Origin of the sequence: Bradyrhizobium sp. B124 (genome assembly GCF_038967635.1) — a bacterium.
In the GTDB taxonomy this organism is placed as follows: Bacteria; Pseudomonadota; Alphaproteobacteria; order Rhizobiales; family Xanthobacteraceae; genus Bradyrhizobium.
The window spans coordinates 986,242-1,000,344 of the sequence record NZ_CP152413.1 but is presented as its reverse complement, the minus strand read 5'-3'; the positions used below and the strand labels follow the sequence as shown (position 1 = coordinate 1,000,344).

Below are 14,103 nucleotides of genomic sequence, written 5' to 3'. Positions count from 1 at the left end.
TTCGCTACCGGGATGAGCATGATCGGGTCTCCGTGATCGATGGTGGCTTGGACTGACGCGGCGGGCAGGTTCGACGAATCCGGAGTTTATCGTTTCCGGCTTCGGCAAGTCCATCGGTCGCGCCGGGCATCAACATGACGGAACATGGCTCGGTCAGGTGTGGCCGGAAACCTGCGGCTCAACCGCGCACCGTCCGCGAGCATCGCTGTGCCAACCTCCGCGTGCGTCGCAGCATGATCACCGCAAGCACGGCAAACCACGGGGCAACTGTAGTGATGCTGATGACACTGCCTGCGATTTGACCACAACGTTAGTACTACTTGGCATAGGCATCTCGTTTCTCGACAGCAGCCGGCAATTCTGTTCTGATCAGTGTGAATGAAATCCCGCGACGTCGCGCGAACGCGACGCACAAAAACAACAACGGGATTCAAAAAGTCTTTTGTCCGTCGGCTACCAGGGAGGGAATGCCATGTCACGGAAGAAGCTTTCGCGCCGAGAATTCGTTGCAGCGACAGCGCTGTCATCGGCGGCGCTCATTACAGCCCCCTACGTACGTGGCGCCTACGCAGCCGGAAAGCTCTCGATGGGCTTCTGGGATCACTGGGTGCCGGGTGCGAACAGTGCCTCCACCGAGCTCGTCAATGAATGGGCCGCCAAGGAAAAGGTCGAGGTCCAGCTCGACTACATCACCAGCCAGGGCAACAAGAACATCGTGACCATCGCCGCCGAAGCGCAGGCGAAATCCGGTCACGATATCTTCCAGATGCCGACCTGGTGGCCACAGGCCAATGCCGAGCTGCTCGAGCCGGTCAATGACATCATGGACCCGCTCCTCAAGCTGAACGGCGACGTCAACGGCACGGTGAAATATCTCGGCCAGGCCGACGGCAAATGGCTCGGTGTTCCCGCCAGCGTCGGCAGCCAGATCAAGGGCCCCTGCTCGCGCATCGACCTGATGAAGAAATACGCCAATATCGACGTCCAGGAGATGTATCCGGCCGGAAGCCCGCCGAAGGCGGACAACTGGACGCTCGATACGTTCCTCAAGGCGGCCGAAGCCTGCCACAAGGCCGGGTTCCCGTTCGGCATCGGTCTCGGCGAAACCAGCGACAGTGTCGACACCGCGGGCGCGATCTTCCACTCGTTCGGAGCGCAGCTGGTCGACGCCAAGGGCAACCTGACCGTCAAGACGGATGCGGTGCGCCAGTCGCTCGAGTACTACAAGAAGCTGCTCGCCTTCCTGCCGCCCGATGTCTCCGCATGGGACGATGCCTCCAACAACAAGTGGCTGGTCGCCGGCAAGGGCGCGATGATCATGAACCCGCCGAGCGCATGGGCGGTCGCCAAGCGCGATGCCCCGCAAGTCGCGGAGCAATGCTGGACCCACGGCTTCCCGGCCGGACCCAAGGGACGCTTCGCGCCCTACCTGCCGTTCTTCTGGTCGATCTGGTCGTTCTCCAAGAACAAGGAGGCCGCCAAGAGCCTGCTGTCTCACCTGTCGCAACCGGCATCGATCGAGAAGATGGTGGTCGCGAGCGGCGGCTACGACCTGCCGGCCTACGAAAAGCTCACGACGTTGAAGGTCTGGGAAGAGGTAGGGCCGCCCAAGGGCACGCTCTTCCACTACCCGAACCCCTTCAAGCACCAGACGCTGTCGATGGCGGCCTCGCCTGCCCCGCCCAAGGTCGCGCAGCAGATCTACTTCCAGGCCACCCTGACCAAGATGTGCCTGCGCTACTTCCAGGGTGAAGGCATGGAGAAGACCCTCGCCTGGGCCGAGGGCGAGTGCGAAGGCTTCATGCGAAGCTGACGACGAGCGAGCTTTCGCGCGACCGTCCGTAGTGCCGGCCGCGCGGGGTCTCGTCTTCACATCCCGGCCGCCGAACCGGCGAGCCGTGCAACCAACCCGCGCGAGGGACCTGCGTTATGGTTGACGTCGCATTCCAATCCAACCGTACAGCCGCAGCCCCGGCAGGGCGACGGCGCACCGGTCTGCGCAACGCGCTGCGGCGCAAGTCGATGTCCGCGTTCCTGATGGCGCTGCCGTTGATCCTCCTGATCGGCGTGCTGGTGATCTATCCGGCCATCTACTCGCTGCATCTGGCGACGCTGAACAAGGCGATGACCAAGTTCGTCGGCCTTGGCAATTTCGAGTTCCTGTTCAAGCGCGAGACCTTCTGGCTGGTGGTCAAGCAATCCTGCATTTTCGCGATCTCGGCGGTGGTGTTCAAAGCGCTGATCGGCTTCATCGTCGCGCATTTCGTGCACAACGTGCCGGCTAACAAGCAGCGCAAATGGCGCGGCATGCTGCTGGTGCCATGGGTGATCCCGCCGGCCATGAGCACGCTGGCCTGGCTGTGGCTGTTCGATCCGTCCTACAGCGCCTTCAATTACACGCTTGCGTACTTCGGCATCGGGCCGATCCCGTGGACCGGCGACGCCATGTGGGCGCGTTTCTCGGTGATCCTGGTCAACGTCTGGTACGGCGCGCCGTTTTTCATGATCATGTATCTGGCGGCGTTGAAATCGGTACCCGAGCAGCTCTATGAGGCGGCCGCGATCGACGGCGCCAATTGGTGGCAGCGCATCTGGTACGTGACCCTGCCGATGATGCGCAACATCATCGCGATCACCACGCTGTTCTCGCTGATCGTGACCTTTGCCAATTTCGACATCGTGCGCATCCTGACCGCGGGCGGCCCCCTCGACCACACCCACATCTTCGCGACATGGGCGTTCCGCGTCGGCATCGAGGGCAGCGACATTCCGCTCGGCGCCAGCGTCTCGCTGTTCATGGTGCCGATCCTCGCGGTCGCGGCGATCTTCATCCTGCGCGACATCAACAAACGCGGGAATGAATCCTGATGAGCACGGTGACGATCGACAAGTCCGGACCAACCCGCAAGATCAAATACGGCAGCATGAGCCGCGACCGGACCTGGGCGCTGCGCTGGTCCTATTTCTTCCTGACGCTGTTTGCGATCTTCTCGCTGGTGCCACCGCTCTACATGCTGATCACCTCGCTGAAGGGCAGCGCGGAGATCTCGGCAGCGACCAATCCGTGGTGGGTGTACCACCCGACACTCGAGAACTACATTCAGCTCCTGACCTCGAACCAGTTCCTGCGCTTCTTCTGGAATTCGGCCTGGGTCTCGATCATCGTGGTCACCATCACGATGCTGATCAGCGTGCCCGCGGCCTTTGCGCTGGCGCGGATGAAGTTCTGGGGTTCGGCGACGCTCGCGACCGGTGTATTCCTGACCTATCTCATTCCGGACAGCCTGCTGTTCATCCCGCTGTTCAAGATGTTCGCCGTGATCGGCGACTGGACCGGCGTTCAGCTCATCAATCGCTGGTACGTGCTGCTGTTCATCTATCCGACGCTCACCGTGCCGTTCTGCACCTGGATCATGATCGGCTATTTCGCCTCGATCCCGAAGGAGCTCGACGAGGCCGCGATCATCGACGGCGCGAGCTGGTTCCAGACGCTGACCCGGATCTTTATCCCGGTCGCCCTGCCCGGCCTGATCGCGGCGACGATCTTTGCCTTCACCGTCTCCTGGGCCCAGTTCCTCTATCCCCTGGTGTTCACCACCTCGACCGACCAGCTCGTGCTGCCGGTCGGCATCATCACGACCCTGATCAAGGGCGATGTCTTCAACTGGGGACAGATCATGACCGGCGCCCTGCTCGGCGCCGCGCCGCCGCTGATCATCTACGCCTTCCTGATGGACTACTACATTGCCGGCCTGACCGCCGGTGCGACAAAGGGCTGAACGCGACAAAGGTAGGATAAGGGTAGGATTCATGGCCGACGTCAGTTTGCGCAAGGTGGTTAAGCGTTACGACGAGGTCGAGGCGGTGCGCGGCATCGACCTCGATATCGCCGACCATGAGTTCGTGGTGCTGGTCGGGCCGAGCGGCTGCGGCAAGTCGACCACGCTGCGGATGATCGCCGGCCTCGAGGACATCTCGGACGGCGATATCATGATCGGCGGTGATGTCGTCAACGATGTGCCGCCGAAGGACCGCGACATCGCGATGGTGTTCCAGAACTACGCGCTGTATCCGCACATGACGGTCGCCGAGAACATGTCATTCGGGCTGCGGCTGAAGCACTACCCCAAGGCCGAGATCAAGAGCCGGGTCACGGAAGCCGCCAGGATGCTCGACATCACCGACCTGATCGACCGCAAGCCGAAGCAGCTCTCCGGCGGCCAGCGCCAGCGCGTCGCGATGGGACGCGCGATCGTGCGCAACCCGAAGGTGTTCCTGTTCGACGAGCCGCTGTCCAACCTCGACGCCAAGCTGCGCGTGCAGATGCGGATCGAGATCAAGAAGGTGCACCAGAAGGTCCGCACCACGACGGTCTACGTCACCCACGACCAGGTCGAGGCGATGACGCTGGCCGACCGCGTGGTGGTGATGAACCACGGCAGGATCGAGCAGATCGGCACGCCCAACGAACTCTATCACAAGCCGGCGACCCGCTTCGTCGCAAGCTTCATCGGCTCGCCCGCGATGAATTTCGTGCCGTGCCGGCTCGAGGACGTCGGCGGCAAGCTCAACGTGCGGCTGACCGACCGCCTCTCCTTCCCGCTGCCGCCGGCGCGCGCCGCCCGCTACCAGGGCCTCTCCCGCACCGACAAGCTGCTGCTGGGTCTGCGGCCTGAGCACGTCATGGAGGCGCGGCCGCATGCCGAGCCCGGTATCGAGCCGTTCGACGCAGTGCTCGACGTCACCGAGCCGATGGGCATGGAGACGCTGGTCTACTTCACGCTCGAGGGCTCCCAGCTCTGCGGCCGGGTCAATCCCAATGCCGGCGCGCAGGATGGCAGCCCGCTCCGATTGGCTGTGGACCTCAACAATATGCATTTGCTAAACGAGGTGACCGGCGCCGTGCTTTGACGGCGCACAGGAAACCTCAAGGGCAGGAAATGGCTACCAACAAGAAGAAGATTTTCATCACCCAGACTTTGTCGCCGGGGGCACGAGCCCTCCTCAATGAACGGGATGATGTAGAACTCGTCGAATTTCCCAACCTGATCTCGGCCAAGGACTTCCAGGCGATGCTGGAGCAGCATGCGCCGGTCCATGGCGTGGCGCTCGGCGCGACCTGCTTCGGCGAGGCGGAGCTGGAGGCCTCCAAGGGCATGCTGGTGGTGACCCGGATCGGCGTCGGTTATGACGCGGTCGACGTGCCGGCATTGTCGCGCCGCAAGGTGCCGCTGATGGTCGCAGGCACCGCGAACTCACCGTCGGTCGCCGAGCAGGCCTTGTTCATGATGCTGACGCTGGCCAAGCGCGCGAACGAGATGCACGCGATGGTCAAGGACGGCACCTGGGCGAGCCGCCTCGGCGTGCTGCCGTTCGACCTGTACGGCAAGACGGTCCTGATCGTCGGCTTCGGCCGCATCGGCACCCGCACCGCCAAGCGCTGCCTCGCGATGGAAATGAACGTGCTGGTGTACGATCCCTACAAGGCGGCCGGCGAGATCACCGCGGCCGGCTGTGAGGCGGTGCCGAGCCTCGAAGCGGCGCTGCCGCGGGCGGATTTCGTCACGATCCATTGCCCGAAGTCGCCCGAGACCGTTGGCCTGTTCAACGCCACGCGGATCAGGTTGATGAAGCCGACCGCCTATCTCATCAACACCGCGCGCGGCGGCATCGTGGACGAGAAGGCGCTGCACGACGCGCTGGTGTCGGGCAAGCTCGCCGGCGCCGGCCTCGACGTGTTCGAGGTCGAGCCGCCGCCGGTCGGCCAGCCCCTGCACGCTTTGCCAAATGTGATCATGGCACCGCACGTCGCAGGCGTGACCGTCGAGGCTGTCGATCGCATGAGCGAGCAGACCGCGCGCAATATCCTGAGCGTGCTGGACGGCAATCCGCTGCGCCAGAACGTGATCAATCAGGACGTCCTCGGCTGAGCTTTCAGCCTTTCTCGCTGGCGCCGCGGCCGATCCCGCGAGGTCGGCCCGGCGATGCGGAGCATGCACATGGCTTTCAAGGAATTCGGCAACTACGATGCGGTCGGTCTCGCCGAGCTCGTCGGCAAGAAGGACGTCACGCCAAAGGAACTGCTCGACGAGGCGATTGCGCGCACCGCGGCCATCGATCCGAAGATCAACGCGGTCGTCGTCAAGCACTACGACTACGCCGAGCGCCAGATCGCCAAGGGGTTGCCTGATGGCCCCTTCACCGGCGTGCCGTTCCTGCTCAAGGATCTCGATCTGCTCGAGGGCACCCGCACCACGTCGGGCGCCAGCCTGCTGAAGGACTTCGTCGCCGATCACAACGGTACGCTGACCCAGCGTTTCCTCGATGCGGGTCTTGCGATCTTCGGCAAGAGTGCGAGCCCGGAATTCGGCCTGATGCCGACGACGGAATCGCGCCTGTTCGGCCCGACCCGCAATCCCTGGAATCTCGACCATTCCTCCGGCGGCTCGTCCGGCGGCGCGGGGGCCGCGGTCGCCGCGCGCATCCTGCCCGTCGCGCATGCGAGCGACGGCGGCGGCTCGATCCGGATCCCCGCCTCTGCCTCCGGCGTGTTCGGCATGAAGCCGACGCGCGCCCGCAACCCCTGCGGTCCCGATCGCGGCGAAGGCTGGGGCGGTTTCTCCGTCGGCCATGTGCTGAGCATCAGCGTCCGCGACAGCGCGGTCATGATGGATGCGATCCATGGCCCGGAGCCGTCGAGCCTCTATGTCGCGCCGCCGCCGGAGCGGCCGTTTTCCCAGGAAGTCGGCCGCGATCCCGGCCATCTGCGCATCAGCTTCACCGACAAGTCGCCCTATGGCGATGCGATCGATCGCGAAATTGCCGCGGCGGTCCGCGACATCGCCAAGCTGCTCGCGGGCCTCGGCCATCATGTCGAGGAGCGCGCGCCGCCGCTTGCCGCCGATCCCGCCGCGGTCATGACAACAATCGTCGGCGGCAACACGGCGCTGACCATCCGCCTGCTCGAACAGCGCGTCGGGCGCACGCTGACCTCGGACGATGTCGAGCGGCTGACGCTCTCCAGCGGCCAGAACTCGGTCAAGATGACCCCCGCCGACTACGTCGCCGCGCAGCTTGCGGCGTTCCAAATCTCGCGCGGGCTTGCGACCTTTTTCGAGGGCTGCGACATCTTCCTCAGCCCGACGCTGTGCGCACCGCCGCTACGCATTGGCGAGCTGAACACGATGTCCGAGGACCTGACCCACATCGCGCCGGTGCTGCGCCGCTACATGCCTGGCACCTCGATGTTCAACATGTCCGGGCAGCCGGCGATGTCGGTGCCGCTGGCCTGGAACAAGGCCGGTCTGCCGCTCGGCATGATGTTCGCGGCCAAGCTTGGCGAGGAAGGGCTGCTTTTCCGCCTGGCCGGCCAGCTCGAACAGGCTCGTCCCTGGAAGGACCGGCGTCCGCCGGTTTGCGCCTAGCTCAATCGGACGCGACAAAGGGCAGTCCAATCAGGTAGATAGGAAGGGCGTCGGCACGATTCCGCCGGCGTCATGCCTGGGAGACCGAACCGTGAGTGACCCGACCGACAATGCGCTCGCCGCAATCGCGAGCATTCTCGATCAGACGACGACGCCTCCCGAGAAGTCCAAGCCGTCTGACACCAAGTCGTCCGACAAAGCGGCGGACAACGCACCTGAGCCTGCCGAGGAGCCGCCGGTCTCGATAGCGATGCCACCGCCCCTGCCAACATCCATCGAGGTCGTTACCGTCGAGGCCGTGTCCATCAAGACGGAGTCGATGGACGCCGCGCCTGCCGAGCCGACGACGGTTGAGCCTGCGTCGATCGAGGAGTCCGAGCTCCTGGTCGAACAGTCTGAGCCGAGTGAGACCGAGCCAAGCGAACCCGAGCCGAGCGTGCCGGAGCCAGAGCCGATCCCGCCGCCTCAGCCGATCGAGGCCAATGGCTATTCCAAGTCCGGACCAGGCCCGATGGCCGCGCTGCGGTTTCGCTGGACGGTGCGCGAGGACGGCGCCCAATACTATGTCGACGAGACCGTCGGCGAAGGATCGACCCCGCTGGTCAACGGCCCGATGGACAGGGACGCCGCGATCAAATTCGTCGACGATCGCGAGGCCGAAGCGCGGCGGCGCTTCGAGCATTTCAGGCACGAGATCGTCAGCCGCACGGCGGCCGCCCTTCAGGAGAGCAAGGACCGCAACGAGGCCTGAAACGCGATACGTGCTCACGGGCATCGCAAAAAAGCGGATGGAGAGAACTTGATGTTTCGCGCGCTGGCCGGCCTCGTTCTCGCTTTGCTTGTTTCTGCTGCGCAAGCGCAGCCGGCGCCGTCCCGGCTCGATGAGATCGTCAAGCGCGGCACGCTGCGCGTCGGCATGACCGGCGACTACCCGCCCTTCACGGCGCTCGACAAGGAGACGAAGGCGTTTCGCGGCTTCGACGTCGACATGGCGCAATCGCTCGGCAAGGCGCTCGGCGTCAAGGTCGAGTTCGTGCCGACATCGTGGCCGCAGATGATGAAGGATTTCGAGGCCGACAATTTCGACATCGCGATGGGCGGCGTCTCCATCACCTTCCACCGACAAAAGAAGGGTCTGTTCTCGACGCCGATCATGCGCGAGGGCAAGACGCCGATCGCACGCTGCGCCGACAAGGGCAAGTTTGAGACGATCGCCGAGATCGACAAGCCCGGCACCCGTGTCATCGTCAATCCCGGCGGCACCAACGAGCGTTTTGCGCGCGCCAACGTGAAGGCCGCCGACATCCGTGTCTTCAACGACAACACCAAAATCTTCGACGAGATCGCCAAGGGTGACGCCGACCTGATGATGACCGACGCGTCCGAGACGCGCTATCAGCAGAAGCTGCATCCCGGCGTGCTCTGCGCCGTGCATCCCGACAAGCCGTTCGACTTCGCGGAAAAGGCCTACTGGATGCAGCGCGACGTCGCCTTGAAGGCGTTCGTCGACCAGTGGCTCCACATCGCGCGCGAAGACGGCAGCTACGCGAAGATCTATGCCGCGTGGTTTGAATAGCCTGGGTCAAGTTCACTGCTCGCGGGCCGCAAATTGATGCGCGCGGCCTGAAACCAGATCGCAATCCGGTGATTTGAACCTGGGGCGCGAGGACACGACTCATGTTCTGACCGTGATTTGGGGCACGTTCAGCGAGGCAGCCACCAAATAGCCTCGCGAAAGGGATTCCCTGCACTGGAGGTCGAGATGAGAAAGCTTCTGGCGATCGCCACGCTTGTGCTGGCCAGCACGGCGACAGCGCAGGCGCAATATACGTTCGATTACGGCGGCCGCACCATTCGTATCGATCCCGATCGTGGAACGGTTTCGATCCCCGGCGTCTATGACAATACCGGCCGCAGCACCAAGCGCGCCAAGCATAGGGACGCCGAGCAGAAGCGCGAGACGGCTCCAAAGGATGCCAGGACGGATTCTCCGTCCGTGCCTGCCACGCCCCCCGCAGTCGCTGCCTCACCCTCTCCTTCTGCCATTGATCAGGCGGCTGCTCCGGCGGCGCCCGCAACAACGATAGAGCCCGCGAGCACGAGCGTCCCTCCGGCCACGGCAGCGACCACACCGCCGCCACCGCCCGCGCCGCCAGTTGTGCAACAAAGCGCGACGCCGGCGGCAAAACCCGCTTCAGCGCCCACCGTCGGCGCCGCATCGTCTGCGCCCAAGCCGGCAGCGAACCCCGTGCAACAAGCCAACTCGCCGCTCGGCGTCTGGCTGACCGAAGAGAAGGAAGGCAAGGTCCGCATCGAGCAATGCGGCGCCAATCTCTGCGGTTACTCGGTCGACAAGAAATCGAACACCAACGGCGAGCAGGTTCTGATCAACATGAAGCCGGGCAAGGACAAATGGAGCGGCCGCATCTTCGATCCGAACAGCGGCAGCACCTACGATTCCACGATCGCCCTGAAGAGCCCCGACACGCTGCGCGTCCAGGGCTGCGCGTTCGGCGGCATGTTCTGCGGCGGCCAGACCTGGACGCGGGTGAATTGATTGCCTGCAAATCGTAGCCCGGATGGAGCGAAGCGAAATCCGGGGCAACTTGTCCCGCGGTGACAATCCCGGATTGCGCTTCGCTCCATCCGGGCTGCGCATACGAGCAACAAAAAAGCCCCGCAGTGCGCGGGGCTTTCCTTTGGCTTGCTACGCCGGCTCAGCCGACCTTGCCGCTATATTCCTCGTCGGTGACGTGCTCCATCCAGGTCGAATAGACGCCGTCGAGCGCCTCCTGCATGGCGATATGGGTCATGCTGTTGTCGGGCGAAGCGCCGTGCCAGTGCTTCTCGTTCGGCGGAATCCAGACGACGTCGCCGGGGCGGATTTCCCGGATCGGGCCGCCCTTGGCCTGCACGCGGCCGATGCCTGATATCACGTACAGCGTCTGCCCGAGCGGATGGGTGTGCCAGGCGGTGCGCGCACCGGGTTCGAACGATACTCGCGAGGCATTCAGCCGGGCCGGCGCCGGCGCCATGTTGATCGGGTCCTGCAGTACGCTGCCGGTGAAGTTCTCCTTCGGCGCGCGGCGGGTCGGCCGCGAGCCGGAAACGTGGATATCCATGGGGTTACCTCGCTCTCTTGACGTTATTTCTTGGATGCGGCGTAGCGCGCCTTGGTTTCTGCATTCATCGGATAGAGGCCGGGCAGCTGGGCGCCATTGTTCACCTCGTTGACGATCCAGGCTTCCATCCGCTCCTGCTCGGGCCCCTCGGCCAACACCTGGTCAAGGAACGCCTGCGGGATCAGCACCGCGCCGTCCTGGTCGGCCACCACCACGTCGTTCGGAAACACGGCAACGCCGCCGCAGCCGATCGGTTCGCCCCAGCCGACGAAGGTCAGGCCTGCGACCGACGGCGGCGCGGCGTAGCCGTCGCACCAAACCGGCAGGCCGGTGCCGAGGACGCCCTCGACGTCACGCACGACGCCATCGGTGATCAGTGCCGTCACCCCGCGCTTGACCATGCGCGCGCAGAGGATGTCGCCGAAAATCCCGGCATCGGTGATGCCCATGGCGTCGACCACGGCAATGCAGCCCGCCGGCATCGCCTCGATCGCGGTCCGGGTCGAGATCGGCGACGACCAGGATTCCGGCGTCGCCAGATCCTCGCGGGCCGGCACGAAGCGCAACGTGAAGGCCGGTCCGACCAACCGCTTCTGCCCGGGCTTCAAGGGCTTGGTGCCGCGCATCCAGATGTTGCGCAGGCCTTTCTTGAGCAGGACCGTGGTGATGGTGGCGGTGGACACGTGCGACAGCGTCGCGATCGCTTCGGCGGACAGTGACATCTGGAAAGCTTGCTCCGATGGGAGGAAAAGACCGGCGCATGTTGCCGGGCGAAAGCCCTGCGTCAAGGGCTGCGCGAAAAAGCTGCGATCACCTGAATTTATCGCCGGCATGCCGATTAATTTATTGAAGTTGCTGCATCATTTTGCACGAAGCGAATTCCGTTTTGAATCGAAACACGCTAGCTTGATGGCCGACCCAATCTGCTTGAGCCGATGGCCGAACCCTTAAGTCCTCCCCGCCTTTTGCCGAGTGGCGACAGCGCCATCACGGTGGAATTCAGCCGCACCATCGATGACGCCGCCAACCGGCGGGTGCTCGCGCTCGACCGCGTGATAGCAGCCGAGCCGATCGCCGGCATCACGGAAACCGTGCCGACCTACCGGTCGCTGCTGGTGCATTACGATCCCGTGCAGATCACCTTCGATGCGCTCGGCGAGCAGCTGCTTGCGCGCGCCGCCAAGGCACCGCCGACCGAAAGCGGAACGCGGCGCTGGCGGATCCCGATCACCTATGGCGGCGAGCACGGCATCGATCTCGAGGATGTGGCGAAGGCACTCCAGACCACGCCCGATGACATCGTCGCGCGCCACGCCGCCGGCGACTATCGCGTCGCCATGATCGGCTTCACGCCCGGCTGGTCCTATCTCAGCGGGCTGGACACGTTCCTGCATATCCCGAGGCGCAAGGAGCCGCGGCTCGTGACCCCTGCCGGCACCATCTCGATCGGTGGCATCCAGACCGGCGTGCAGTGCCTGGCCGGCCCGAGCGGCTGGCACCTGCTCGGCCGCACCCCGGTGCGAACCTACCAATTGCATCGCGATCCGACCTTCCTGCTGGAGCCGGGCGATGCCGTCAGCTTCACGGCAGTGGATGCCAAGACCTTTGCCGAACAGGATCGTGCCGCCGAGGCTGGCGCGTTCGTCGCAGAACTGGTGACGCCATGAGCAAGCTCGTCGTCATCTCGATCGGCCCGGCAAGCTCGGTGCAGGACGGCGGACGCCCGGGCTCGCAGCGCTACGGCCTGACGCCGAGCGGCGCGATGGACCGGCTTTCGCTGGCGGCCGCCAATACGCTGGTCGGCAATGAGCCGTTCGCCGCTGCGGTCGAAATCGGTCCATTCGGCGCCACCTTCACCGCGCGCGGCGGCGCCGTCCGCATCGGGCTCGCCGGCGCGTCGCGCAATGCGGAGATCGGTGGCCGGCCGGTTGCCTTCGACAGTTCGGCAACGCTCGCCGACGGTGAGACGCTCACTCTCGGCTTTGCGCGCGGCGGCTCGTTCAGCTATCTCGCGATCGAGCACGGCATCGAAGGCGAGCCGATGTTCGGCAGCCTCGCCGTCAACGCCCGGGCCGGGCTCGGCAGCCCCTACCCGCGGCCGCTGCAAAGCGGCGACGAGTTGAAGACGAAAGCTGCGAGCGGAGCCGCCGAGCGCCGCATCGAATTGCCGGCCGCTACCGATGCGCCGATCCGCATCGTGTTCGGCCCGCAGGACGACGAGTTCACCGAGGAAAACAAGCAGCTGTTCCTCGACAGCGAGTGGAAGATCTCGGCCACCAGCGACCGCATGGGCTACCGGCTCGAAGGGGCGGTCATCAAGCACCGCGACGGCCACAACATCGTCTCCGACGGCACCGTCAACGGCAGCATCCAGGTGCCCGGCAACGGCCAGCCGATCGTGCTGATGCCGGACCGCGGCACCAGCGGTGGTTATCCGAAGATCGCGACCGTGATCACGGCCGATCTTGGCCGCTTCGCGCAGACCTCCGCCGGCCGGCCGTTCCGCTTCAAGTCCGTCACGATGGCGGAAGCGCAGGCCGAGGCGATCAAGTTCCATGCGCTGCTGCATTCCCTGTCCGATCGCCTCCGCGCCATCGACGATTTCGGTCTCAACATCGAGGCGCTGCGGGATGCGAATGTCGCGGGTCAGGCCGTCAGCGCCGTCGATGTGTCGACCTGGCAAGTTGCGCTACCCTGAATCAAATACGAACAACAAACGGATCGATCGTCATGACTGCAACCATCGACCTCAATTGCGATCTCGGCGAAAGTTTTGGCCCCTGGGAAATGGGCAATGATGCCGCGATGATCGAGCTTGCGACCTCGGTCAACGTCGCCTGCGGCTTCCATGCCGGCGATGCCGACATCATGCGCAAGACCGTCGAGCTCGCGAAGGCGCGCGGTGTCAGCGTCGGCGCCCATCCCGGCTATCGCGACCTGCATGGCTTTGGCCGCCGCCCGATGCCGGGGCTGACATCCTCCGAGATCGAGAACCTGATCGCCTATCAGATCGGCGCCCTGCAGGCGATCGCGACCGCGGCCGGCCACAAGGTCACCCATGTGAAGGCACACGGCGCCATATCCAACGTCGCCTGTGAGGACGACATGACCGCACGGGCGATCGCCAATGCGATCAAGGCGGTCGACCGCAATCTCATCTTCGTGGTGCTCGCCAATTCGAAGCTGGTGCGCGCCGGTGAAGCCGCCAATCTGCGGATGGCGCATGAAGTGTTTGCCGACCGCGCCTATGAGGACGACGGCAATCTGGTGTCGCGCAAGAAGCCCGGCGCAGTGCTGCACGATCCCAAGGCGATCGCCGAGCGCGTGGTGCGGATGGTGCAGGATGGCGCGGTCGTCTCGGTCACCGGCAAGGTGATCAAGATGCAGACCGATACCGTCTGCATCCATGGCGACACGCATGGTGCCGTCGAGATCGCGCGCGGCTTGCGCGAGGCGCTGAGCAAGGCCGGCATCACGGTCGCGCCGTTCAAGACCGCGCCCTGAGCCGCAAACACGTCGACTGCCAAGGGTCGGCCGCCGCGCCGACCCTTTTAGAT

General features: G+C 64.6%; 14 protein-coding genes. 12 read left to right on the top strand and 2 right to left on the bottom strand.

Translation table 11 applies throughout. The annotated features are described in order from the left end of the window. Positions 1 to 472 precede the first annotated feature (472 nt). The 9 genes from AAFG13_RS04600 to AAFG13_RS04560 all read left to right on the top strand — a co-directional run bounded on the left by AAFG13_RS04600 (position 473) and on the right by AAFG13_RS04560 (position 9,981). A complete protein-coding gene (locus tag AAFG13_RS04600) occupies positions 473 to 1,813 on the top strand; it encodes an extracellular solute-binding protein (protein ID WP_212314438.1) in 1,341 nt (446 codons plus the stop codon). 116 nt (positions 1,814 to 1,929) lie between these two features. Next, positions 1,930 to 2,868 carry a sugar ABC transporter permease gene (locus tag AAFG13_RS04595; protein ID WP_212314436.1) on the top strand — a complete coding sequence of 313 codons (939 nt, stop codon included), beginning with the start codon at positions 1,930 to 1,932 and terminating at the stop codon, positions 2,866 to 2,868. Further along, positions 2,868 to 3,779, top strand: coding sequence for a carbohydrate ABC transporter permease (locus AAFG13_RS04590; protein ID WP_212314434.1), 912 nt, complete (start codon positions 2,868 to 2,870; stop codon positions 3,777 to 3,779). The genes AAFG13_RS04595 and AAFG13_RS04590 overlap by 1 nt, the downstream gene beginning before the upstream one ends. A gap of 31 nt (positions 3,780 to 3,810) precedes the next feature. After that, entirely contained in the window at positions 3,811 to 4,911 is a 1,101-nt protein-coding gene (ugpC, locus tag AAFG13_RS04585) for a sn-glycerol-3-phosphate ABC transporter ATP-binding protein UgpC (RefSeq protein WP_212314432.1), read from the top strand. 29 nt (positions 4,912 to 4,940) lie between these two features. Beyond that, a complete protein-coding gene (locus tag AAFG13_RS04580; RefSeq protein ID WP_342711256.1) occupies positions 4,941 to 5,930 on the top strand; it encodes a hydroxyacid dehydrogenase in 990 nt (329 codons plus the stop codon). A 69-nt stretch (positions 5,931 to 5,999) separates the two neighbouring features. After that, positions 6,000 to 7,424, top strand: coding sequence for an amidase (locus AAFG13_RS04575; RefSeq protein WP_342711255.1), 1,425 nt, complete (start codon positions 6,000 to 6,002; stop codon positions 7,422 to 7,424). Positions 7,425 to 7,515: 91 nt separating this feature from the next. Further along, complete coding sequence (locus tag AAFG13_RS04570; protein WP_342711254.1) at positions 7,516 to 8,175, top strand: hypothetical protein; 660 nt, start codon at positions 7,516 to 7,518, stop codon at positions 8,173 to 8,175. A gap of 51 nt (positions 8,176 to 8,226) precedes the next feature. Then, positions 8,227 to 9,000 carry a transporter substrate-binding domain-containing protein gene (locus AAFG13_RS04565; RefSeq protein ID WP_342711253.1) on the top strand — a complete coding sequence of 258 codons (774 nt, stop codon included), beginning with the start codon at positions 8,227 to 8,229 and terminating at the stop codon, positions 8,998 to 9,000. Between the two features lie 186 nt (positions 9,001 to 9,186). After that, positions 9,187 to 9,981 (top strand): DUF2147 domain-containing protein, encoded by a 795-nt coding sequence (locus AAFG13_RS04560; protein WP_342711252.1) that lies wholly within the window; start codon positions 9,187 to 9,189, stop codon positions 9,979 to 9,981. 160 nt (positions 9,982 to 10,141) lie between these two features. Here AAFG13_RS04560 and AAFG13_RS04555 read toward each other — a convergent pair whose 3' ends face one another. Beyond that, positions 10,142 to 10,546: a cupin domain-containing protein gene (locus AAFG13_RS04555; RefSeq protein ID WP_342711251.1), complete on the bottom strand. Its 405-nt coding sequence runs from the start codon at positions 10,544 to 10,546 to the stop codon at positions 10,142 to 10,144. Between the two features lie 23 nt (positions 10,547 to 10,569). Next, a complete protein-coding gene (locus AAFG13_RS04550) occupies positions 10,570 to 11,268 on the bottom strand; it encodes a ribonuclease activity regulator RraA (protein ID WP_342711250.1) in 699 nt (232 codons plus the stop codon). A 213-nt stretch (positions 11,269 to 11,481) separates the two neighbouring features. Here AAFG13_RS04550 and pxpB point away from each other — a divergent pair, with 213 nt between their 5' ends. From pxpB to AAFG13_RS04535, 3 genes are read left to right on the top strand one after another with little or no spacing between them, the layout of a single operon-like run. Then, positions 11,482 to 12,213 (top strand): 5-oxoprolinase subunit PxpB, encoded by a 732-nt coding sequence (gene pxpB / locus AAFG13_RS04545; RefSeq protein ID WP_342711249.1) that lies wholly within the window; start codon positions 11,482 to 11,484, stop codon positions 12,211 to 12,213. Then, positions 12,210 to 13,244 (top strand): biotin-dependent carboxyltransferase family protein, encoded by a 1,035-nt coding sequence (locus tag AAFG13_RS04540; protein ID WP_342711248.1) that lies wholly within the window; start codon positions 12,210 to 12,212, stop codon positions 13,242 to 13,244. Before pxpB ends, AAFG13_RS04540 begins: the two co-directional genes overlap by 4 nt. A gap of 32 nt (positions 13,245 to 13,276) precedes the next feature. Next, a complete protein-coding gene (locus AAFG13_RS04535; protein ID WP_212314417.1) occupies positions 13,277 to 14,050 on the top strand; it encodes a 5-oxoprolinase subunit PxpA in 774 nt (257 codons plus the stop codon). The last annotated feature ends 53 nt before the right edge of the window (positions 14,051 to 14,103 follow it).